Source organism: Oceanobacillus sp. GQ8 (genome assembly GCF_059758495.1).
Genome location: NZ_JCAXEV010000005.1, coordinates 162,934 through 185,737 on the forward strand (window position 1 = coordinate 162,934; position 22,804 = coordinate 185,737).

The window sequence follows — 22,804 nt, forward strand, 5'->3', positions numbered from 1 at the left end:
ATGAAAAGCTCCTTGCTGTATGAAGGAAAGGCTAAAAAGATTTATCAAGCCGAAGGAAAGAATGGGCAGCTCGTGCTGTCCTATAAAAATGACGCCACCGCATTTAACGGAGAAAAGAAAGCTACCTTTACTGGAAAGGGCAGATTAAACAATGAAATTTCTGCCCGGATCTTTCCTTTTCTACATGATCAGGGAATTGAAACACATTTTATTGAACGCCTAAATGAGACGGAGCAACTTGTTCAGCAAACAGAGATCATTCCACTAGAGGTAGTGGTACGAAATTTAGCAACAGGAAGTATTACAAAAAGACTTGGGATTAAGGAAAAAACTATTTTTGATCCACCGATCTTGGAACTGTTTTATAAAGACGATGACCTTGGTGACCCACTTATTAATGAAGAACATGCCCTGTTTCTAAGTGACGTCACCCCATCTGAATTACTAGAAATTAAAAGCAAAGCATTGGAGATTAACAAGCAGCTAACAAAGCTATTCGCAGCAATCGGTATTACATTGGTAGATTTCAAACTCGAGTTCGGTAGATTAGCAAGCGGGTGTATCATCCTTGCTGACGAGATTTCTCCAGACACGTGTAGGCTGTGGGATATCACAACAGAGGAAAAACTAGATAAGGATGTTTTTCGTCAAGGTACAGGAGATTTACTGGAAGTCTATGAAGAGATATTAAAACGACTGGAGGCAAATCAATGAAAAACGTTATCGTGAATGTAACCTTAAAATCAGGTGTGTTAGATCCGCAAGGGAAAGCAATTCAAGAATCACTAAATTCGCTTGGCTACAAGGAAGTTCAGCAGGCGAGGGTAGGTAAATCAATTGAATTGCAGGTTGAGGAAGGCCCTGATTTAGAAGAGCGTGTCAAAGAGATGTGTGACAAGTTATTGGCAAACCCGGTAATTGAAGAATACAGCTTTGTGGTGGAGGAGGCCGTTCGCTCGTGAAATTCGCGGTAATTGTTTTTCCTGGTTCCAACTGTGATCGTGATATGTACCATGCTGTAAAGGATGTACTTAAAGAGGAGGCAGATTTGGTTTGGTATCAATCTGCTAATCTCGAAGACTATGAGGCTATTCTTTTGCCTGGTGGGTTCTCATATGGAGACTACCTTCGTTCAGGTGCCGTTGCTGCAACCTCTGACATTATGCAACAAATTAAAGCACATGCCTCAAAAGGAAAGCCTGTACTTGGGGTATGCAATGGATTTCAAATTCTATTGGAGGCAGGCCTTTTACCAGGCGCTATGCAGCGTAATAAAAATCTTGCCTTCATGTGCCATCAGGAGCCGTTAGTTGTAGAAAACAACGAGACACTATTCACTTCCCTTTATGAGCAAGGTGAGGTTGTGCAATTCCCAATCGCCCACGGGGAAGGGAATTATTTCTGCGATGAAGAGACGTTAGAAAAGTTAAAGGCAAATAAGCAAATCGTTTTTACATATCGAAACAATCCGAACGGTTCTGTAGCAGATATCGCTGGGATTAGGAATGAGGAAGGCAATGTCCTTGGCATGATGCCACATCCTGAGCGTGCTGTTGAAGCATTATTAGGCAGTGCAGATGGCGTGAAGTTATTTCAATCCGTAGTAAAAAATTGGAGGGAATCCTATGTTGCAAACACATGATATACATCCAGAGCAAATCGAACGCGACAAGCTGTATCAAGAAATGGGTTTAAGTGACAAGGAATACGACCTCGTGAAAGATATCTTAAAGCGTCGCCCTAATTTTACCGAAACAGGGATATTCTCTGTAATGTGGTCTGAGCATTGTAGCTATAAAACCTCCAAGCCATTGTTAAAGAAGTTTCCTGTTAAAGGGCCGCATGTAATACAAGGACCTGGAGAAGGTGCTGGAATTATTGATATTGGGGACAATCAGGCTGTTGTATTTAAAATCGAAAGCCATAATCACCCATCTGCAGTAGAGCCATATCAAGGAGCGGCTACAGGTGTCGGCGGGATTATTCGTGATGTGTTTTCCATGGGCGCACGTCCTATTGCGCTAATGAACTCTCTTAGATTTGGAAACTTAACAACAGATCGTGTGAAGTACCTATTTACAGAGGTAGTGAATGGAATCGCCGGTTACGGAAACTGTGTAGGGGTTCCGACAGTAGGCGGAGAAGTCCAATTTGATGAAAGCTATGAAGGCAATCCATTAGTAAATGCCATGTGTGTAGGATTAATCAATCATGATGAGATACAAAAAGGAATTGCAGCTGGAATTGGCAATACAGTGCTCTATGCTGGCGCACCTACAGGTCGTGATGGAATTCACGGGGCAACATTTGCCTCCGACGATCTTGGTGAAGATGCTGCCAAGGATCGACCAGCAGTACAGGTTGGCGATCCATTTATGGAAAAATTATTAATTGAGGCATGCCTCGAAGTCATTCATTCTGATGCGCTTGTTGGCATGCAGGATATGGGAGCTGCTGGGCTTACGTCGTCTGCTAGTGAAATGGCGAGTAAAGCAGGAACGGGAATGGAAATGGATTTAGACAACGTACCTCAGCGTGAGCAGCACATGAATGCGTATGAAATGATGCTTTCTGAATCACAGGAAAGAATGCTCATGGTTGTTAAAAAAGGCCGAGAGCAGGAAATTATCGATGTGTTTGAAAAATACGGTCTCCAGGCTGTCGCAGTAGGCGAAGTAATTGAAGAAAAAGTTTTCCGTATTAAACAGCACGGAGAAGTAATGGCAGACATACCAGTGGACGCTTTAGCTGATGAAGCACCTGTCTACCATATGCCATCAGAGGAAGCGGATTATTACAAGGATTTTCAGAATAGTGGCACACCTGAAGTAGTTGTAGAAGACCATGCCGGCATGCTGAAAAAGCTGTTGCAGCAGCCTACGATAGCGAGCAAGGAATGGGTCTATGACCAATATGATTCCATGGTCCAGACAAATACAGTTGTTACACCTGGGTCTGATTCAGCAGTTGTTCGGATTAAAGGAACAAACAAGGCATTGGCAATCACAACCGACTGTAATTCACGCTATATTTATCTGGATCCAGAGGTCGGCGGAAAAATTGCCGTAGCAGAAGCTGCACGTAATATTATTTGCTCTGGAGCAAGGCCACTCGGCTTAACCGATGGATTAAATTTCGGTAACCCAACTAACCCGCAAACCTTCTGGCAAATGGAGAAAAGTGTTGATGGGATGAGCGAAGCATGTACAGCCCTTCGTACCCCTGTCATAAGTGGTAATGTGTCCTTATACAACCAATCACAAGGAAAGTCGATTTTCCCAACGCCTATCGTTGGTATGGTTGGATTGCATGAGTCGTTAGAACATATTACACCAAGCCACTTTCAAGCAGCTGGCGATGCCATTTATGTTATTGGCGAAACGGCTCCAGAATTTGGCGGCAGTGAGTTGCAAAATGTCGTGCACGGTAAATACGAAGGAATAGCGCCAGAAATTGACCTAGAGGTAGAAGCCAAAAGGCAGCAACAAATTCTTCAAGCAATACAAGCTGGCTTAGTAGAATCCGCACATGACGTTTCTGAAGGCGGTCTATCAGTAGGTTTGGCTGAGAGTGTATTTAATGGAGCGGGACTTGGAGTGGACGCAACATTTTCTGGCGATGCAACGGCAATCCTTTTCAGTGAAACTCAATCACGTTTTATTATATCGGTAAAAGAAGAAAAGAAAGCACAATTCGAAAAAACAGTCGAAGATGCAACACAGGTTGGAATCGTAACAGAGGATGCAACTTTCCGGATTCAGATTAATGGTGCGCAAGTTATTGAGGAAATCACAGAAGAGCTACACCAACTTTGGAAGGGAGCTATTCCATGCTTGCTGAAATCAAAGGCATAAACGAGGAATGTGGCGTATTTGGAATTTGGGGTCATGAAAAAGCAGCGGAGCTTACTTATTATGGATTGCATTCCATGCAGCATCGTGGCCAGGAAGGCGCAGGAATTGTATCCAGTGATGGTGTCGAACTAAAGCCATACAAAGGACTTGGATTAGTTAATGATGTATTTAAGCACGCAGATTTCGATGAGCTATCCGGAAAAGTAGCAGTGGGCCATGTACGTTATTCTACCCAAGGTGGAAAAGTAATTGAAAATGTCCAACCATTACTGTTTCGCGCTCAAGCGGGCAGCATGGCGCTTGCTCATAACGGAAACATTATGAACGCTCATAAATTGCGCGGTGAACTAGAGGAAGAAGGCAGCATTTTTCAAACGTCATCTGATACAGAAGTACTTGCACATTTAATTAAACGCAGTGGCAACGAAATTTCCGAAAAAACGATCGCAAATGCCCTTAATAAAGTCGTCGGTGCTTATGCCTACATTATTTTGAAGGAAGATAAAATGTTTGTAGCACTTGATCCGAGCGGGATTCGTCCATTGTCTATTGGGAAATTAGGGGAGGCGTATGTAGTTGCTTCAGAAACCTGTGCGTTTGACCAAATAGGTGCAACCTTTGAACGGGAAGTGTTACCAGGTGAGCTTATTACCATTAGTGATGAAGGATTAAGCTCCACCCGATTTGCCATGCGCGAGCAACGCAAAATGTGTGCAATGGAGTATGTTTATCTCTCCAGACCAGATAGTGACGTGAATTTAGTTAATATTCATGCCTCTCGGAAAAGGATGGGTATTGAACTCGCTAAAGAAGCACCATCAGATGCAGACATGGTAATTGGGGTCCCAGACTCCAGCATTTCAGCAGCAATCGGCTATGCAGAACAAAGTGGCTTACCTTACGAAATGGGAATTATTAAAAATCGCTATGTTGGCCGTACCTTTATTCAGCCCTCTCAGGAACTACGCGAACTTGGGGTGAAGATGAAGCTTTCTCCTGTCCGCGGAATTGTAGAAGGGAAACGGATTGTCATGATTGATGATTCGATTGTGAGAGGGACGACTAGCCGGAGAATAGTGCAAATGCTCAAGAAAGCTGGAGCAAAAGAGGTTCATGTGCGCATTGCTTCCCCATCGATTCAGCATCCATGCTATTACGGGATTGATATGTCGACAAGGAAAGAATTGATCGCTGCTAATTATACTCTTGAGGGAATTTGTGAACAGATCGGTGCAGACAGTATAGCTTATTTGTCTGAAGCAGGACTCGAAAAGGCAATCGTGAAAGACAAAACATTGAATCAAGGCATATGTACTGCCTGCATGACAGGTAAATATCCAGTGAAAGAAGATGGACAAAAAGAGATCGTGTTTACAAGCTGTTAAGGAAGATAAAAAAGGAGTGGCCAAACCATGTCAGAAGTATACAAAAATGCCGGAGTAGATGTGGAAAAGGGATATGAGGCAGTAGAAAGAATGAAAAAGCATATAGCAAAAACAACCAGACCAGAAGTGCTTGGGGGAATTGGTTCATTCGCTGGTTTGTTTGAACTGACATCTTTTCAATTTAAAGAACCAGTAATGGTCTCCGGCACAGATGGTGTTGGCACGAAACTTAAGCTTGCCTTTGACCTAAACAGACATGATTCTGTTGGAATAGATCTTGTTGCGATGTGCGTGAATGATATTGTCGCTCAAGGTGCTCAGCCGCTTTTCTTTTTAGATTACATTGCTTGTGGCAAAAACGACCCAGAAATGATTGAGCAAATCGTCGCAGGGATCTCCCAAGGTTGTGTGGATGCAGGTGCTGCACTAATTGGTGGCGAAACGGCGGAGATGCCTGGCATGTATGCCCCGTCGGAATACGACCTTGCAGGATTTGTGGTAGGGATTGCGGAAAAGGAAAAACTGGTTACAGGTGAAGCCATTGCGGAAGGGGATGTCGTTATCGGGCTCCCATCAAGCGGCATTCACTCAAATGGGTATTCGCTTGTCCGCCAAATCGTAGCTGATCTGGATTTAGAGGAAAACTACAATTTGCAGAAACCGCTTGGTGAGGTGCTGTTAACACCGACAAAAATTTACGCCAAAACTGTTACAAAGGTAGTTGAAAAGTATACAGTCAAAGGAATTTCCCATATAACGGGTGGCGGGTTTTATGAAAATCTTCCACGCATGTTGCCAAACGGACTCGGCGTCCAGATTGACTCCAATAGCTGGGATGTACCTGAAATTTTCCCCTTTTTGCAAAAACATGGAAATATTGCAGGAGCGGAAATGTACGGCGTCTTTAATATGGGAATAGGAATGGCGCTTGTTGTGAATCGTGATGATGCCCAGAGGGTTATAGCAGAACTACTCCAAAATGGCGAAGAAGCTTCGATAATTGGAACCGTTGTGCCAAATGAAGGAGTGCACTTTAGCTCATGAAGAAAACCAAAGCCGCTGTGTTCGCATCAGGAACAGGGAGCAACTTTCAGGCGATAATGGAAGCCGATGATCTGCCAATTGAAGTTGCCTTGCTCGTTTGTGATAAGCCTGGTGCCACAGTAATAAAAAAAGCAGAGCAATTTAATGTACAGGTCCTTGATTTTGAACCAAGAGCCTATGCGTCGAAAGCTATCTATGAACAAAAGTTAATTCAGGAGCTAGATAAGGCTGGTGTCGAGTGGATTTTCCTAGCTGGCTATATGCGCATTGTGGGACCAGATCTTCTTGGAGCTTTTGAAGGAAGAATAGTCAACATCCATCCGTCATTACTCCCGGCATTTCCGGGCAAGGATGCGATTGGACAGGCGTATCAGGCAGGAGTCGATACGACAGGGGTAACAGTCCATTTTATCGATGAAGGCATTGACACGGGGCCAATTATTGCCCAGGAATCCGTTGAACTTTACCCGGAAGATACGGAAGAGATACTCAAGAAACGTATCCAACAAGTAGAACACAAGCTTTACCCTACCGTCATCCGCCAGCTTTTAGACCAAAATACATAACATAACGAAAATGAAATGAGGGGAAAAAATGAAGAAGCAAGCTTTAATCAGTGTTTCCGATAAAACAAACATTACCACATTTGCTCAAGGGCTCGTGGACCTTGATTACGACATCCTATCAACTGGTGGAACGTTAAAAGCATTAAAAGAAGCAGGCATTCCTGCGAAAGCAGTGGACGAAATAACGGGATTTCCAGAAATTTTGGGTGGGCGTGTAAAAACATTACATCCCTTTATTCATGGAGGACTTCTGGCAAAACGTTCTGATGCCGATCATATGAATCAGTTAGAAGAAAACAATATTGCGCCAATCGATATGGTCGTTGTAAACCTATATCCTTTCAAACAAACGTTACAAAAAGAAGGCGTATCAGGTGATGGAATTATTGAGAACATTGATATTGGTGGTCCGACAATGCTACGGGCAGCCGCGAAGAATTTTGCAGACGTTGCAGTGGTTGTAAATCCTTCTGACTATGAAACAGTAATTGCAGGATTGCGTGCAGATTCCTTTGGAAAGGCAGAACGTAAAAAACTGGCAGCTAAAGTTTTCCAGCACACAGCAAATTATGATGCCATGATCGCGCGTTATTTTTCTGAAGAAACGAAAGAAGCCTTTCCAGAAACATATACCGTTACATACGAGAAGGTACAATCCCTTCGTTATGGAGAAAACCCTCACCAAGAAGCAGCATTTTATCAAAACCCGCTTCACAAAGGGTGGAGCCTTGCTGCTGCAACACAATTACACGGCAAGGAACTTTCCTTTAACAATATTCAGGATGCCAATGCTGCACTTGAAATCCTGTCTGAATACAAAGAGCCTACTGCTGTTGCAGTAAAACATATGAATCCATGTGGAATTGGCGTTTCAGATAACCTGTCGTCTGCATTCGCAAAAGCATATGAAGCAGATCCTATTTCCATTTTTGGTGGAATCGTCGCAGTAAATAGTGAAGTGGATGAACCAACAGCAAAGCAGCTGAGTGAAATTTTCCTGGAGATTGTAATTGCACCAGGCTTTACGGACGAAGCAATGGAAATATTGACACAAAAGAAAAACATCCGCCTGCTTGACCTACCGATGCAAGATGGGGATCGTGGCTACCACAAGCTGACAACAGTAAAAGGTGGAATGCTTGTACAGGACAATGATGCTGGAGAAGTTGCAAAAGAAGCATTAACATTCCTAACAAAACGTCAGCCGAGCGACAAAGAGCTTACAGATTTATTGTTTGCATGGAAAGCTGTTAAGCATGTGAAATCAAACGCGATTGTTTTAGCAAAAGACAACCAGACAGTTGGGGTTGGTGCTGGCCAGATGAATCGGATCGGTTCCGCACAGATTGCAATCACACAAGCTGGTGACAAGGCTAATGGAGCAGTGCTCGCATCGGATGCATTTTTCCCAATGCCAGATACAGTGGAAGCAGCCGTGGCAGCTGGCGTAACGGCAATTATTCAACCAGGTGGGTCAAAGCGTGATCAAGACTCCATCGATGTATGTGATGAGCATGGTATTGCCATGGTTTATACAGGAATGCGCCATTTCAAACATTAAGGAAGGGATGCGAAGGGATGAATATTCTCGTAATCGGCAGTGGTGGACGCGAGCACAGCATTGTGGTGAAGCTTGCGGAAAGTGAGCGTGTTTCCACAATCTATGCTGCTCCCGGCAATGCCGGAATGCAGCAGGCAGAGTGTATCGGAATTGACGAAATGGACATCGAGGCACTTGTTGCGTTTGCTAAAGAAGAGCAGATTGATTTAACGATAGTTGGACCGGAAAACCCACTGAATGAAGGGATTGCCGACCGTTTTATCGAAGCTAACCTGCAGGTGTTTGCACCACAAAAAGCTGCAGCACTGCTTGAGGGAAGTAAAAGCTTTGCCAAAGAATTTATGAACAAATATGCTGTGCCCACAGCGGCTTATGCTACTTTCACCTCAGCCGACAAGGCCAAAGAGTATATTGAAAAACAAGGCGCCCCCATTGTAATCAAAGCGGACGGATTGGCAGCTGGTAAAGGGGTTATCGTAGCCGAAGCGAAAGAGCAAGCATTGGCTGCGGTGGACGAAATACTAGTGGAAAAAGCATTTGCGGATGCCGGAGCAAAAATTGTGGTTGAAGAGTTTTTATCCGGAAAAGAATTTTCTTTAATGGCTTTTGTTCATGAACGTAATGTTTATCCAATGGTGCCGGCTCGTGACCATAAGCGTGCTTTTGATAACGATGAAGGGCCTAATACAGGCGGCATGGGTGCGTTTTCCCCAGTTCCTGATGTTACTGAAGATCATCTTGATTTTGCAATGAAAGAAATCTTGCAAAAAACAGCTGATGGCATGATGGAGGAAGGACGACCTTTCACAGGCATTCTTTATGCTGGGCTGATGATGACAGAAGACGGCCCCAAGGTCATTGAATTTAATACCCGATTCGGTGATCCTGAAACGCAGGTTGTTTTACCACTGCTAAAAAATGATCTAGATCAAGTGATTCTTGATGTAATCGATGGCAAAGATCCTGAACTGCAGTGGGTTGAAGCTGCATGTGTTGGGGTGGTTCTGGCTTCCCAAGGTTACCCTGGCTCCTATGCCAAGGGAGTAGATATTCCGGCATTAAGTGAATCGGATACGTATACCGTACACGCCGGAACCAAACAGGTGAACGGCAACCTTGTTTCTGATGGCGGTCGAGTGCTACTTGTTGGGGCTAAAGAAAATAGTTTTGAATTGGCTCGTGAGAAGGTGTATCAGGCCCTCGCTCCAGTCGTGAATGGTAAGGATTATTTTTATAGAACGGATATAGGGAAATAGGAAAAAGCTTGAGGGCATTTAGGTGTCCTTAAGCTTTTTGTATCCCAACTTAAATTTAGCAAGACCATATGTGAATTGAAATAGCAATATCATTTCTTTATACGGGCTTTAGTTTATAGAACTTATCAGACTGTAGAAACCATGAGTAAAGAAGGAGAAAATAACGTTTACGTTGAATCATATATTAAATATCAAAAGCAATAATTAATTAAAATCAAAAACTAAAGGAGCATTCTAATGAATAATATTTTTGATATCACATATACAGATGAAATATTAGAACGTATCGAAAACTTAAAAATAAATTCAGAACCGCAATGGGGAGAAATGGATGTCTCTCAAATGTTAGCTCATTGCTCATCTTTCCAAGATATCGCAATGGGATATTCTTTACCCCCACGAGGTTGGCTAGGGCTATTAGTGGGTGGATTTGCAAAGCCCATTTTTTATAATGACAAACCTTTAGCCCAAAATATGTCTACTATTCCATCTATATTAATTACAAGTATAAAAGATTTTGAAATAGAAAGAGAAAAACTGAAGCAAAAAATTATAACATTTCAAAAGAATGGACCAGACACTTGTACAAGTCACCCGCATCCTTTTTTCGGAAATCTGACTTCCGAACAATGGGGAAAAGGAATCTATAAACATCTTGACCACCATTTAAAGCAATTTGGTGTCTAGTGGTAGGAGTTTAATTAGACAGTACCGTCTTAAAGTACTGCTTAGTTAGGGCAGTAATTTCAATAAAAAGAGCGTTAATCCATCTTCGATTAACGCCCCCGTTAGCTGATTAAGCTCATTTAATAAATTTACTAATAAGTTGTTCTGTTGTAAGAATTGTAGCAAATTCATCATGCAATGTAGCTATAGAAATATTATGTATGGATTCTGCATCATAATATTTTCCATTTTGATCCTGTATACCAAATGATGCTGTTGCATCCGAAACTAAGTATGTATTAAAGCCCAAATTACCACTCATCCTTGTGGTTGTTGATACACAATGTGGCGTAGTCAGGCCAGTTATTACAACAGTTGTAAATTTATTTGTTTTTAAAAACGCTTCTAAAACTGTACCAATAAAGCTACTATTAACTTTCTTTGTTATAATTAACTCTTCACTTTCAGGCTCAACAATTTCCTTTATAGCATATCCCTCATTGTTAGGGTGAAATACCGACGTAGGATCATCAGACATATGTTGTATGTATATAACCTTCCAATCTTTTTCTCTCCATAATTTCAATATCCTGCTAATGTTTTCTTCGGCATTTTGGTTATTTCGCTCTCCCCATTTTTTATCATCAAATGCTTTTTGTACATCTACTATGATTAAAGCCTTCTTTTCCATACTGTTCCCCCCGAAAATATTCTTTCACTTTAAATGCTGACTTCACTTATTCTGTTGTTCATTGTGGGTTTAATTTCATCATTGCTCCAAAATATTGTGAAGCAGAAGTAAAAGAAATAAATGCACAAAGCTCACTTATTTCTTCCTCAGTAAAGCCTCCATGCAAAATTTCAAAAGTTGAATTTGGTATGTCACCCTTTTGTTTTAAAAAAACCTCCGCAAACCCAACCGCAAGAGATATTTTTTCATCAAACTTATCCCAATCGGGTTTACCTTTCGCTTTACAATACTCACATCCATTACTTTGAGCTAATGTTCTCCTTACTTGTTCTTTTAATTCGACAGATAGCAACCCTTCTTTTTCTACTACATTTCCCAGTTGAGTCCACCCTTGCATTACTTCTATGTTATGTCCCAAAAGTCGTTGAAATGGTGTATCTCCAAAATTTGATTCCTTGATTCTTGCCATTTAAAATCCCCCTTTGTTATATTAATTATAGAGGGTTAAATTGTTAAATAACATTAAAATAGTAAATAATTATTGGGAAATACTTTTTAAAATTAACGATTATGAGGGGAAAGTTTAAAAAATGAAAACTGATAATATTGATAGGATGATATTAGATGAATTACTTAATAATAGTCGTTTATCTATGAGTGAGCTCGGAAGAAGAGTTAATTTATCTTCCCCTTCTGTAACAGAACGGGTTAGGCAGATGGAATCATTGGGCATTATAAAAGATTATACATTAGAAATTGACTTTGAGAAATTGGGTCTATCTATACAATGTATTATTGAAGCAACAATCAAAAACGGCAACTATAAGTCATTTAAAAATTTAATTCAGAAACTTCCAAACGTAGAGTTTTGTTATCGTATTGCCGGAAATGCGTGTTATATGTTAAAAATGCACTTTGAGAACTTTTCAGAAGCGGAGCAATTTATTGATGAAGTAAACCCATATGCACAGACGGTAACACATTTTATCTTTTCAAAAGTTCCTACAGTTACTCGAACTAACACTTAACCCTTTCCATATATAAAATATGGAAAGGGTATTCTCATTAGTAATCAATCCTTCAAATTTAGTTTAGTTACTGCATAAGGAGAGCGAAAAGTAACATATTCACTATCAACCCATTTAGCATTATCCACTCCTAATACTTCTAAATTGTCGGCTTGGCTCCTAGTGGTTATAATCTGTAATTGTTCACTATTTAATTGCTTCATTAATCCAAGAAAGTTAGTTTTAATATAAAAATTATAGAAGTGGTGTGTCTCCCCGAGGGTTGCGTCTCTATGCTCTATAATTACGATGTCTTCACCTTTTGGAGACTCTGTAGCTTCATAAGAATTACTCAAATCTACTATTAAATGTATAAAGGCGAATGGAACTAAAAGAAGCAATACTAAAACTGCAATTATTGGTCCCCAGAACTTTACTAGTTTTAACCCTTTTAATAAAACAAAAATGGCAACTAATGCAAGGGAGGTTGGGATAATAAAGCTTGTTGGCTTAAGGAAAATAAAGTAATAATTTTGATTTGATAATAAAATAACTAGTAAATCAACTAACGCTACTGTAACAATAAATATCTTTTGTGGGAGACTTAGCAATTTTAGTCTGCTGAAAATGTTACAGTTCCTTTTTCTTTTTTTACTTGTTTCCTTATTTTCTCCAAGATTTCTAATAACAAATCTGAAAATAGTTGCTACCAACCAAAGTATGATTAGGATAACAATAAAAGTATTCATTTATAACATCTCCTAGGTTAGACTAGATTGCTTCGTTTGTCTTCTTTATACATTCCCTTCAAGGAGATTCATTTCCTAAGTTACCATTAAATTAACATTCTTTTTGTATTAAATAGTTACGAGCTATTGCTCTATCATCAAATTCAATCGTTTTATCTTTAATTGATTGATAGGTCTCATGTCCTTTTCCTGCAATAATAACAACATCTTTAGAATTAGCCATATTGATAGCTCTTTTAATAGCTTCTTCTCGATTAACCGACACTTCATAGCTAGAGGAGCCAATTTTTTTAATGCCTTTTTCGATGTCACCAATTATTTCTAAGGGATTCTCTGAGCGTGGATTATCAGAGGTAATAATTACAAAGTCACTGTAATTACTAGCGATTTCTCCCATAATAGGACGCTTTGCTGTATCACGATCTCCTCCACAACCGAACACAGTAATTATGTTACTTTCTGCAAACTCTTTAACCGTTTTAAGTACATTTTCCAAAGCATCAGGTGTATGTGCATAATCAACCAACACGAGGAAATCTTGTCCTTCCTCAATTATCTCCATTCGACCATCAATGCTTTTAATTTGTGATAAACTTCTCTTTATACTGTCAAGTGGAATGCCCTCAACCAATGTCGCTGCTATACCTGCTAACGCATTATAAATATTGAACCGTCCAATTAATTGGAGATCCAACTCAAGGTCTCCTTTAAAGGTATTTATTACTAAATGAAATCCTTGGGATGTCATCCTAATACCTTTAGTTGTAACATCAGATTGACTGTTAATTCCATATGTAATAATTTCTACAGATGTTGCCTTTTTAAAGTATTCAAAATGAGGATCATCTTCATTTAATATTGCATATTTCCTTTCATTTGCGGTTAATGAGTTTCCAAGTTTTGAGAACAAATGACTTTTCGTTTTTCTATATTCTTCAAAACTCTTATGATAATCCAAGTGATCTTGCGTAAGATTTGTAAATATAGCCGTTCTAAAGTTACAGCCTATGATACGTCCCATATCTAACCCTTGGGATGATACTTCCATTACACAATAATCCGTATCGTAATCTCTCATTTTTCGGAGGTTGCCTTGTAGGATAGGGGGCTCTTGTGTGTTTATATCAGTTGGATACTTTTGCTGAGCTATTTTTATGCCGTTGTTTCCCATTAATCCTGTATTAAAACCATAGTCGGAAAAAATCTTTTCAATAATGAATGAGGTAGTGGTTTTTCCGTTTGTTCCTGTAATCCCTATCAGTTTCATCTCATTTGAAGGATAATTAAAAAAATAAGAAGCAATAACTGCCATTGCACGCCTTGCATCTTTAACAAATATTTTCGGCACATTTATGTCCACATCTCTTTCGACGACTAGTGCAACCGCTCCGTTCCTAACTGCTTCCGCTGCAAAAAGGTGTCGGTCTTCTAGGAAGCCTTCAATAGCAGGTACACAGATGAACAAATTTCCCTGCTCTATTTTTCTAGAATCCATTTGTAACCCTGTAATATCAACATTCATGTTCCCTTGTGTTTCTTTAATCATAAATAGGTTTGCTATTTCTTTTAGTCTCAAATTAGGGCACCTCTCTAAGAATTATATTACGATACAATGATCTTTTAATTTGGGCTTACCTTAAGTTTAATAACTGGTATTTTCGCGTTTAAATCGTCCCATAACAACAGTATTATAGTAATTACCATCAGACAGAAATTTGTCCTTTTTTAAAATACCTTCCACTTCAAAACCATATTTTTTATACAGAATTATAGCTTTATCATTTGTTTCAAGCACATGTAAAGTCATCTTTTTAATATCATTCGAGTCAGCCAAACGAACAGACTCTCCTAAGAGGTTTTTTCCTATACCGTAACCCCAGTAGTCTCTTAATACACAGACTCCGATTTCTACCTTATGAGAAGTTCTTTTTAATTTGTTCCCTTCACACCTGGAAAATCCTACAATCTTCTCATTAACTTCTACAACTAAAAATAAGTTATTAGTAGTGTCGGTATCCTCTGCAATAATTTGTTTAAAGTTTGGCTCATCTATGTATGCCTCGCCTTTTTCTCTATCTAGATTCTCTGTTTCCCCATCAATCTGGAGGCGCAGTTCAGACAAGCTTTTAGCATCCTTTTCTTTGGCAGACCTAACAGTATAATGTAAATTATTAACATGATACTTTTTTGGATTAAGCTTCATAATAAATTCCTCCATTGTTTAAGTTTAAACCTCATACTAGTTACTTTGCATAAAATTAATCAGTATATTTGTTTTAATATATGAACCGAATCACCATCATCTTTTATACTATATGTACTTGTAAGTCCCTTTAATAAAATTACTGCCTGTAAGTCACCTCTTGAAGCATAAAGGTTAATTACCCACACAAATAAGGTAAACCAGATTCCTGCTCCTGAAATGATAAAAAATAGCAACGAACAAATAACTCCAAAAACAATCATAGGTGCCAGGGTTATTATTATGTATGCATTTTTTGTGAAAATCGCTTCACTTTTAGCAAATATAAAAGGTCCGCTAAAGCCGTATTGTGGGCTTACTCCACTGTAATATCTCATCAAAATTCCATGTGTCAATTCGTGTAAAACGGTATACACAAATGCTATAAGAGGGAATGCAAGTATCAAAAAAGGAATTTGTTTTATTAAATCAAATAATTCAAGGAGTGGCACCAAATATTGTACAATCAGGGTACTAATCACAATAAGGCCAATTGTAACTATATTTATTATCCTAGGAATTTTAATTTCTTCCCAATTCAGAGACTTTGATTTTTCGTAATTTGAATACAATTATCCTTCTCTCCTAAATGTTTATAAGTAATTTAATAGATACACGCCTACAAATAGCGTCTAAGTTCAGTTGTCCTCTCCCAAAACGTAACCAACAATAGGATCACCATTAGATTTTACAGTCATTAATAGAACTAACCGACATATTGGAGGATTAACTGATAAATTGCTATGCAAAATCCTAAAATACTTGCTTTCAATTTTGAAGGGTGGTTTCTTTTGTTAAGAAACAAGTATAGGATAACGGCTATAAAACCCAAGGGGATCCATAATTCAAATATACCCTCTTCAGTAACTTGGGAATAAATTGGAGTAATGTAAGTGCTAATTAGAAAGTAAAAAAACACTCTAGAACGTTTGGTTTCTAATTGTTTACTCCACCTTACTAAAAAGAAAATGACGATAATAGCAATAACCGTAATGTGTAAAGGGGGTAAAACAATAGCAGAATTTCCAAATTCAAATACCATTTTGAATAGCCACCTTAAGTCTCTAAGTACATACCCATTAATCGAATGACTAAGTTGTTAGCTGAAGAGCATATTATTAGATGTTTTTAACTATATTTTACCATATTGTAATACCGATATTAGATTTTTCTAATATGATTATATGATTACGACGATAGCACGAAACCACTGATATAGTGCTAATGAAGGGAGTTACTATTCCAAGCATTTATAGCGAAGAAAGTGAAACGACAGCATCGCAAAGTGAAACGACAGCACCCAAAAGTGGAACCACAGCACCGCAAAGTGAAACCACAGCATCGCAAAGTGGAACCACAGCATCGCAAAGTGGAACCACAGCATCGCAAAGTGGAACCACAGCACCAACCGACGCACCACCCCAAAATAATTCACAAAATGGACATACCAATTTAATGGTAACTTTACAGTGTTAAAGTGTTATGTATGGTAAAATAAAGAAAAAGAAGTATTGGAGCGTTGTCTATGTTAGAGAATGGTTATTACTGGAGAAACCGTGAACTGAGAAAGCATGTCAGCGTGATTGATGGATTGGATAAGCCTGACCTGCTTTTAACGAATGCTGTTTATTTAAATGCTTATACGAAAGAGTGGATCTCAGCAAACATTTGGATTGTTGATGATCGCATTGTCTATGTAGGGGAAAAGCTTCCTGTTAATACTGAGGATATAGAAACAATGGATTGTGCAGGGAAGTATCTTGTTCCAGGATATATCGAGCCACATGCCCACCCGTTCCAATTATATAATCCTGAACAGCTCGCGAATCATGTAGCACAAACAGGAACTACAACACTAGTAAATGACAACATTTTATGGTTATTGTTATTGAAGAAAAAGAAAGCGTTTTCTTTATTAAATGAACTACAAAAGCATCCTGTCTCCATGTATTGGTGGGCACGCTTTGATGCGCAAACCGAATTGAAAGATGATACACAACTTTTTAATACGCAGGAGATCCTTTCATGGATAAAGCACCCAGCTGTCGTTCAGGGGGGAGAGCTGACCTCATGGCCTGATTTACTAGCAGGAGACGATCGGCTTCTGCATTGGATACAGGAAACAAAACGTCAAGGCAAGCCAGTAGAAGGGCATTTGCCTGGAGCCTCTGAAAAAACATTAACTAAGATGAAGCTATTGGGTGTAAATGCAGATCATGAATCCATGACAGGTGATGATGTTATTCGTAGGTTGCGCCTTGGTTATCAGGTAGGACTGCGCTATTCATCTATTCGTCCAGATTTGCCGAAGTTGCTTGAGGAATTGCTGGCTATGAATCTAAAAAGCTATGATAATCTTACAATGACCACGGATGGAGCTACGCCAGGATTCTATGAAGATGGCATGATGAACGTTTGTATTGAGATTGCGATAGAAAAAGGCGTACCAATTGAAGAAGCCTATATGATGGCAAGCTATAATGCAGCAAAACATCTTAGCTTAGAGGAGCAACTTGGAAGCATTGCACCAGGTCGAATTGCCAATATCAATATTCTTTCAGATAAGGATAATCCGCACCCTGAAAGTGTTTTGGCTAAAGGACAGTGGATTGTAAAGAATCATAGCCCCCAAGAGATTTCCAATGTAGTGAATTGGGAAGAATATGGGATAGGGAAACTAACCTATGATTGGGAGCTTACAGAAAATGAACTGCAGTTTTCTGTGCCTATCGGACTTGATATGGTGAATGATGTCATTATAAAACCGTATGCGATTGATACAGACATTGCAACAGAACAGTTACCAGAAACGAAGAAGGATGCTTTCCTTCTCCTACTAGATCGTAAAGGGAAATGGCGCGTCAATACGACCATACGTGGTTTCACAGATCGTCTTGGCGGTATGGCAAGCTCTTATTCTACGACAGGTGACTTCATCTTTATTGGAAAAAGTAAAGCCGATATTATCTTAGCAGGCAATCTATTAAAGGAATTAGGCGGAGGAATTGTGATCGTCCATGAAGGGGAAATTTTACTGCAGATCCCACTCACACTATCGGGCACTATGTATGATGGAAACATGCGGGACTTAATAGAGAAGGAAAAGCAGCTTAAAACGATATTAGTAGAATATGGTTATCCTTTTTCAGATCCGGTTTACTCGATATTTTTCTTATCTTCAACACACCTTCCTCACATTCGGATAACACAGCAGGGGATTGTGGACGTGAAGAAAAAAGCAGTGCTATTCCCAGCGACCATGTGTTAGCGTATAATGGAGGAAAATCTAAGTTAACAAGGGTGTTGTGAAAAAATGAAGAAAATCGTATGGATGCTGGTCTTTGCATTCATCTTGTTAGTTGGTTGCTCCGAAAAACAAGAAGCGGAGAACAATGAAACGAAAGATATAGACATGCAGGAGAAGACAGACCAACCGGATGTGTCGGAGTCGGAAGAAATCGTAGCTCCTTTGACAGGAGTGGCAATAGAGGACCCCACTGATAACCGCATTGTCGGTGTGATGGTGAATAATCATTCCAAGGCAAGGCCGCAAACCGGATTGTCTAAAGCGGATCTTGTGTTTGAAATATTAGCTGAAGGGCAGATTACACGTTTTCTTGCTATGTTTCAAAGTGAAATGCCGGATGTTGTTGGGCCTGTAAGAAGTGCACGGGAATATTATTTCAATTTGGCCAATGACTATAACGCACTTTATGTTTATCACGGGGCAGCAAATTTTGTTAATGATATGATTATGAACAGAGGAATTGAACATTTAAATGGATCCCTATATGATAATGATGGTAACTTATTCAAGCGAGAATCATTCCGTAAGGCGCCACACAATTCCTATTTACAGCTCGGGGCTGTATATGACGTTGCCGCAAGTAAAGGCTATGAGACAACTGCTGATATTGAGCCACTTACTTTTGTGAAAAGCGATAAGGAGATTTCTGGTGACCCAGCTCAGCATGCAGAAATTGTTTATTCCGATCAACCAATGGAAATTGTCGAATATGACTATAGTGCAAGCGATGAAGTGTACACGCGCTATAATGACCGTGAACAAACAGTAGAACTGAACACAGAAGAGTCTATACAGGCAGCTAATGTATTTATAGTGGAAACCCCACATGAAGTGATTGATGATGCTGGACGGAGGGCCGTCGACATGGAATCGGGCGGAAATGCATACCTTTTGCAAAAAGGGAAAGTACAACAATTGCAATGGGAGAATAGAGAAGGAAGAATTGTTCCTGTAAAGGATGGAGAAATAGTGGGCTTTGTCCAAGGGAAAACTTGGATCAATGTTATTCCTACCAGTCCTGGATTAACCGAGTCCGTCAACATAACTAATTAGAAGCAGGAGGGCTTGTTTGTGCAAATAGATAAACTACGAGGAGAACAGCTCGATCAATTGTTCGATGCAATTCTTACACTAAAGGACCGGGAAGAATGCTACCGCTTTTTTGATGATATTGCGACTATGTCGGAGATCCATGCCATCTCCCAACGGCTACAAGTGGCAAGAATGCTAACTGAAGGCCGTACCTACACGGTGATTGAACAGGAAACGAATGCTTCAACTGCAACCATATCGCGTGTGCGTAGATGCATTAATTATGGTAGCGAAGGATATAAGATGGTCTTAGACCGACTTACCGATGAAGAGAAGTGACAAACAAAGAGATGCTGGGTCATAGCCCAACATCTCTTTGCTTATACTTAAGAAGATGAGATATAGCTAACACATAAGATTACATCAGACCGCTAAACATGGGAGGATATCATGGAAAAGTACAACAATAATTGGAAAGCGATAGGGTTCTGTTTAGCTCTGACTTTTATCATCACGTTGGTGGGGTGTTCCCAGAATACCGAAAACGGTGTGGATCATGAAAACCAATCAGAGCAAGGCAATAAGGGTGATGGTAAGGAAGACGAAGACAAAAGCAGTGCCCAAGATAATGCTACAGAAGAAGACGAAAAGGACTCCGAAGAATCCTCATTAGATGCAATGAAAGAAGCAGTCCAAGATAAGATCTCTTCTATGACAATTGAAGAAAAAGTGGGCCAGATGCTTATGTTTGGGTTTGAAGGTACCCAAGTGAATGATCAAACGAAGAATTTCATACAAGAAAATCATATCGGCGGAGTCATTTTGTTTGGAAGGAACATTACCGACTCAAAACAATTATTAAATTTAAACAGGGAACTAAAGGAATTGAACGCTGATTCTCAAGATATCCCTCTTTTTATTTCTGTAGATGAAGAAGGTGGGGTTGTATCAAGAATGCCTCCCAAAATAGTAAATTTACCAGACAGTAAAGAGATTGGTGATCTTAATAATACGGAGCTTGCATACCAAGTTGGGGAAGCGATTGGAGAAAGGGTAAACGCATTCGGGTTTAATGTAACAATGGCCCCTGTTATGGATATTAATAGTAACCCAGAGAACCCTATTATCGGAAAGAGATCTTTTGGAGATAACAAGGAGATTGTTTCGGATATGGGCGTTGAAGAGATGAAGGGTATCCAATCAAAAGGCATCATTCCCGTCATCAAACATTTTCCTGGCCACGGGGATACAGATGTGGATTCCCACTTGGGGTTACCTGTAGTGCATAATAGTTTGGAAAGCATCCGAGAAATGGAATTGGTACCATTCCAAAAAGCGATTGATTACCAGGCTGATATGACGATGGTTGCACATATACTGTTACCTGAGATAGATAGTGAATATCCCTCTTCCTTATCTAAAAATGTGGTGACCACTATTTTAAGAGGTGAATTGGGATTTGACGGAGTAACCATAACCGATGATATGACAATGGGGGCTATTCTAGAAAATTATGACATAGGTGATGCTACCGTAAAAGCGGTTCAAGCGGGAAATGATATTGTTTTAGTATGCCATGGTGATGAAAATAAATTGAAAGCTGTTCATAGTTTAACCAAGGCTGTGGAAAGTGGAGCTATTAAGGAAGAAAGAATCGATGAGAGTGTGGAGAGAATTTTACACCTAAAAGAAACATACAACCTTTCCACTACTTCTCCAAGCAATATAGAGCTGGATAAAATCAATCAGTCATCCGAAGAAATAATTCATAAGCTTGAAGAAAATGAATAGTATTCTAAGGAAAATTCATCTAGACCTAACTTGTATTTTGTAGCAATCTATGGCAGAGTAATAGTGTAATGTTGTTAATTGAATAGTACGTTTCGATGTAGGGGGACCAGTGTTGCTGGTTGAGATCATATCCGTAAGATATAGACCCTTGGAACCTGATCTGGCTTAAACCAGCGTAGGGAACATATAGAAGTGAATGTGACGATATATGCGCCTGGGTGAGCCCTGAGCGCATTTTTTTGTGCATGAAAACAATATGTTCCTCCAAACAACAGCATTATGTGTCTTAACAAAAAAGGAGGAAGGAAGAATGAAAAAGCTTTTACTTAGTATGGTTGTCTTGTTCACCTTGATCATTGCAGGCTGTAATCAAGAGGCAACAGGAAATGATCAAGAGGACAGCAGTTTAAAGAAAGTGACAATGGTGCTCGATTGGACACCGAATACGAACCACACAGGATTATATGTTGCCCAAGCAGAAGGGTATTTTGAAGAAGAAGGTTTGGATGTAGAGATCACCTTGCCAGGTGAATCAGGGGCAGACCAGGTGGTGGCATCCGGAAAAGCGGAATTTGGGATAGGGGCACAAGAAGCTGTGACCGAAGCACGTATCCAGGACATCCCAATTGTTTCACTTGCTGCAATTATTCAGCATAATACATCGGGCTTTGCTTCCCCTGTGGATAAAGAAATTACGTCACCTGCTGATTACGCCGGAAAAACATATGGCGGCTGGGGTGCACCTGTCGAGAAGGCAGTTATTGATTCATTGATGAAGCAGGAAGATGCCAGCGCAGAGGATGTCAATATTATAAACATGGGAAATACCGACTTTTTCACGGCTGTCGAAAGAGATGTTGATTTTGCCTGGATCTATTATGGATGGACTGGAGTGGAAGCAGAGCTACGCGATGTTGATTTGAATATGCAATATTTAACCGATTATAGTGACAAACTAGATTACTATACGCCAGTCATCACCACGAATGAAAGTCTGATAGAATCCGATCCAGAAACGATCCAAGCATTTATGAAGGCAGTGGCGAAAGGATATGAGTATGCAATCGAGAACCCTGATAAAGCAGCTGATATTTTAATAGAGGCAGTGCCTGACATAGACCCAGAATTGGTAAAAGCAAGTCAGGAATGGATCTCCCCGAAATATCAAGAGGATGCTTCCCAGTGGGGAGTGCAGGACGAGAAGGTTTGGCAGAATTACGGAGATTGGATGTATGAGAATGGACTATTGGAAAAAGAACTAGATGCGAGCAGTGCCTATACAAATGAATTTTTACCAGAAAAATAGAATTGGAGTGTGAGGAATAATGGCAAATGCGTTAGTAAGTATACAAATTATCCCAAAAACTAAAAACGGCGAAGATAGTATTCCATATGTTGATGCGGCTATTGATGTAATAGAACAGTCAGGAGTAAAGTATCAGGTTAATCCGCTAGAGACCACAATGGAAGGGGAACTGACAGCGTTATTTTCCATCATTGAAAAAATGAATGAAAAAATGGCCAGCCTTGGGTGTCCGAGCATTATTTCTCAAGTGAAGGTTTATTACAAGCCAGATGGAGCATCGATGGACGTGTTAACGGAAAAATACCGTTAAGAATGGAGGTGGAGGGTACTGCTTCTGGCAGTACCCT

The 22,804-nt window shown here is 39.9% G+C and carries 25 protein-coding genes and 1 riboswitch; of the genes, 18 read left to right on the top strand and 7 right to left on the bottom strand.

Features of this window, described 5'->3' with window-relative positions; genetic code table 11:
• The 10 genes from purC (at position 1) to AC6CHS_RS16090 (ending at position 10,353) form a co-directional block, all read left to right on the top strand.
• On the top strand, positions 1-714 hold the full coding sequence (purC, locus tag AC6CHS_RS16045) for a phosphoribosylaminoimidazolesuccinocarboxamide synthase (protein WP_498237647.1): 714 nt from the start codon (positions 1-3) through the stop codon (positions 712-714).
• Entirely contained in the window at positions 711-962 is a 252-nt protein-coding gene (purS, locus tag AC6CHS_RS16050) for a phosphoribosylformylglycinamidine synthase subunit PurS (protein WP_036577259.1), read from the top strand. The genes purC and purS overlap by 4 nt, the downstream gene beginning before the upstream one ends.
• The gene (gene purQ, locus AC6CHS_RS16055) at positions 959-1,642 is read left to right on the top strand and encodes a phosphoribosylformylglycinamidine synthase subunit PurQ (protein WP_498237649.1); all 684 of its coding nucleotides are present in this window, start codon (positions 959-961) and stop codon (positions 1,640-1,642) included. The genes purS and purQ overlap by 4 nt, the downstream gene beginning before the upstream one ends.
• Positions 1,626-3,854, top strand: coding sequence for a phosphoribosylformylglycinamidine synthase subunit PurL (gene purL, locus AC6CHS_RS16060; RefSeq protein ID WP_498237651.1), 2,229 nt, complete (start codon positions 1,626-1,628; stop codon positions 3,852-3,854). Before purQ ends, purL begins: the two co-directional genes overlap by 17 nt.
• On the top strand, positions 3,830-5,239 hold the full coding sequence (purF, locus tag AC6CHS_RS16065; protein ID WP_379549163.1) for an amidophosphoribosyltransferase: 1,410 nt from the start codon (positions 3,830-3,832) through the stop codon (positions 5,237-5,239). The genes purL and purF overlap by 25 nt, the downstream gene beginning before the upstream one ends.
• Positions 5,240-5,266: 27 nt before the next feature.
• Positions 5,267-6,283, top strand: a complete 1,017-nt coding sequence (gene purM / locus AC6CHS_RS16070; protein WP_498237653.1) for a phosphoribosylformylglycinamidine cyclo-ligase — start codon at positions 5,267-5,269, stop codon at positions 6,281-6,283.
• Complete coding sequence (purN, locus tag AC6CHS_RS16075) at positions 6,280-6,849, top strand: phosphoribosylglycinamide formyltransferase (RefSeq protein WP_498237655.1); 570 nt, start codon at positions 6,280-6,282, stop codon at positions 6,847-6,849. The genes purM and purN overlap by 4 nt, the downstream gene beginning before the upstream one ends.
• A 28-nt stretch (positions 6,850-6,877) precedes the next feature.
• On the top strand, positions 6,878-8,410 hold the full coding sequence (gene purH / locus AC6CHS_RS16080) for a bifunctional phosphoribosylaminoimidazolecarboxamide formyltransferase/IMP cyclohydrolase (RefSeq protein ID WP_498237656.1): 1,533 nt from the start codon (positions 6,878-6,880) through the stop codon (positions 8,408-8,410).
• A gap of 17 nt (positions 8,411-8,427) precedes the next feature.
• Complete coding sequence (purD, locus tag AC6CHS_RS16085) at positions 8,428-9,666, top strand: phosphoribosylamine--glycine ligase (RefSeq protein WP_498237657.1); 1,239 nt, start codon at positions 8,428-8,430, stop codon at positions 9,664-9,666.
• A gap of 237 nt (positions 9,667-9,903) precedes the next feature.
• Positions 9,904-10,353 (top strand): DUF1569 domain-containing protein, encoded by a 450-nt coding sequence (locus AC6CHS_RS16090; protein WP_498237659.1) that lies wholly within the window; start codon positions 9,904-9,906, stop codon positions 10,351-10,353.
• A gap of 115 nt (positions 10,354-10,468) precedes the next feature.
• Here AC6CHS_RS16090 and AC6CHS_RS16095 read toward each other — a convergent pair whose 3' ends face one another.
• Positions 10,469-11,023 carry a cysteine hydrolase family protein gene (locus AC6CHS_RS16095; RefSeq protein ID WP_498237661.1) on the bottom strand — a complete coding sequence of 185 codons (555 nt, stop codon included), beginning with the start codon at positions 11,021-11,023 and terminating at the stop codon, positions 10,469-10,471.
• Between the two features lie 58 nt (positions 11,024-11,081).
• Complete coding sequence (locus tag AC6CHS_RS16100; protein WP_498237662.1) at positions 11,082-11,492, bottom strand: carboxymuconolactone decarboxylase family protein; 411 nt, start codon at positions 11,490-11,492, stop codon at positions 11,082-11,084.
• Between the two features lie 121 nt (positions 11,493-11,613).
• Here AC6CHS_RS16100 and AC6CHS_RS16105 point away from each other — a divergent pair, with 121 nt between their 5' ends.
• Positions 11,614-12,051 (top strand): Lrp/AsnC family transcriptional regulator, encoded by a 438-nt coding sequence (locus AC6CHS_RS16105; RefSeq protein WP_498237664.1) that lies wholly within the window; start codon positions 11,614-11,616, stop codon positions 12,049-12,051.
• Positions 12,052-12,095: 44 nt separating this feature from the next.
• On the opposite strand, the gene AC6CHS_RS16110 is transcribed toward AC6CHS_RS16105, so the two are convergent.
• The 5 genes from AC6CHS_RS16110 to AC6CHS_RS16130 all read right to left on the bottom strand — a co-directional run bounded on the left by AC6CHS_RS16110 (position 12,096) and on the right by AC6CHS_RS16130 (position 16,063).
• Positions 12,096-12,779: a hypothetical protein gene (locus tag AC6CHS_RS16110; RefSeq protein WP_498237666.1), complete on the bottom strand. Its 684-nt coding sequence runs from the start codon at positions 12,777-12,779 to the stop codon at positions 12,096-12,098.
• 91 nt (positions 12,780-12,870) lie between these two features.
• On the bottom strand, positions 12,871-14,355 hold the full coding sequence (locus AC6CHS_RS16115) for a UDP-N-acetylmuramoyl-L-alanyl-D-glutamate--2,6-diaminopimelate ligase (RefSeq protein ID WP_498237668.1): 1,485 nt from the start codon (positions 14,353-14,355) through the stop codon (positions 12,871-12,873).
• Positions 14,356-14,421: 66 nt separating this feature from the next.
• The gene (locus AC6CHS_RS16120; protein WP_498237670.1) at positions 14,422-14,982 is read right to left on the bottom strand and encodes a GNAT family N-acetyltransferase; all 561 of its coding nucleotides are present in this window, start codon (positions 14,980-14,982) and stop codon (positions 14,422-14,424) included.
• 59 nt (positions 14,983-15,041) lie between these two features.
• Positions 15,042-15,593, bottom strand: a complete 552-nt coding sequence (locus tag AC6CHS_RS16125; RefSeq protein ID WP_498237672.1) for a DUF3267 domain-containing protein — start codon at positions 15,591-15,593, stop codon at positions 15,042-15,044.
• 134 nt (positions 15,594-15,727) lie between these two features.
• Complete coding sequence (locus AC6CHS_RS16130) at positions 15,728-16,063, bottom strand: hypothetical protein (RefSeq protein ID WP_498237673.1); 336 nt, start codon at positions 16,061-16,063, stop codon at positions 15,728-15,730.
• 182 nt (positions 16,064-16,245) lie between these two features.
• Here AC6CHS_RS16130 and AC6CHS_RS16135 point away from each other — a divergent pair, with 182 nt between their 5' ends.
• The 7 genes from AC6CHS_RS16135 to AC6CHS_RS16165 all read left to right on the top strand — a co-directional run bounded on the left by AC6CHS_RS16135 (position 16,246) and on the right by AC6CHS_RS16165 (position 22,767).
• Positions 16,246-16,497, top strand: a complete 252-nt coding sequence (locus AC6CHS_RS16135; protein WP_498237675.1) for a hypothetical protein — start codon at positions 16,246-16,248, stop codon at positions 16,495-16,497.
• Positions 16,498-16,546: 49 nt separating this feature from the next.
• Positions 16,547-18,289 (top strand): adenine deaminase C-terminal domain-containing protein, encoded by a 1,743-nt coding sequence (locus AC6CHS_RS16140; protein WP_498237677.1) that lies wholly within the window; start codon positions 16,547-16,549, stop codon positions 18,287-18,289.
• Positions 18,290-18,334: 45 nt separating this feature from the next.
• Complete coding sequence (locus AC6CHS_RS16145; protein WP_498237679.1) at positions 18,335-19,381, top strand: DUF3048 domain-containing protein; 1,047 nt, start codon at positions 18,335-18,337, stop codon at positions 19,379-19,381.
• 18 nt (positions 19,382-19,399) lie between these two features.
• Complete coding sequence (locus AC6CHS_RS16150; protein WP_498237681.1) at positions 19,400-19,699, top strand: YerC/YecD family TrpR-related protein; 300 nt, start codon at positions 19,400-19,402, stop codon at positions 19,697-19,699.
• A gap of 111 nt (positions 19,700-19,810) precedes the next feature.
• Positions 19,811-21,151 carry a beta-N-acetylhexosaminidase gene (gene nagZ / locus AC6CHS_RS16155; protein WP_498237682.1) on the top strand — a complete coding sequence of 447 codons (1,341 nt, stop codon included), beginning with the start codon at positions 19,811-19,813 and terminating at the stop codon, positions 21,149-21,151.
• Between the two features lie 89 nt (positions 21,152-21,240).
• Positions 21,241-21,350, top strand: a riboswitch (TPP riboswitch).
• Between the two features lie 111 nt (positions 21,351-21,461).
• Positions 21,462-22,457 carry an ABC transporter substrate-binding protein gene (locus AC6CHS_RS16160; RefSeq protein WP_498237684.1) on the top strand — a complete coding sequence of 332 codons (996 nt, stop codon included), beginning with the start codon at positions 21,462-21,464 and terminating at the stop codon, positions 22,455-22,457.
• 19 nt (positions 22,458-22,476) lie between these two features.
• Positions 22,477-22,767 carry a thiamine-binding protein gene (locus AC6CHS_RS16165; RefSeq protein WP_238020253.1) on the top strand — a complete coding sequence of 97 codons (291 nt, stop codon included), beginning with the start codon at positions 22,477-22,479 and terminating at the stop codon, positions 22,765-22,767.
• The last annotated feature ends 37 nt before the right edge of the window (positions 22,768-22,804 follow it).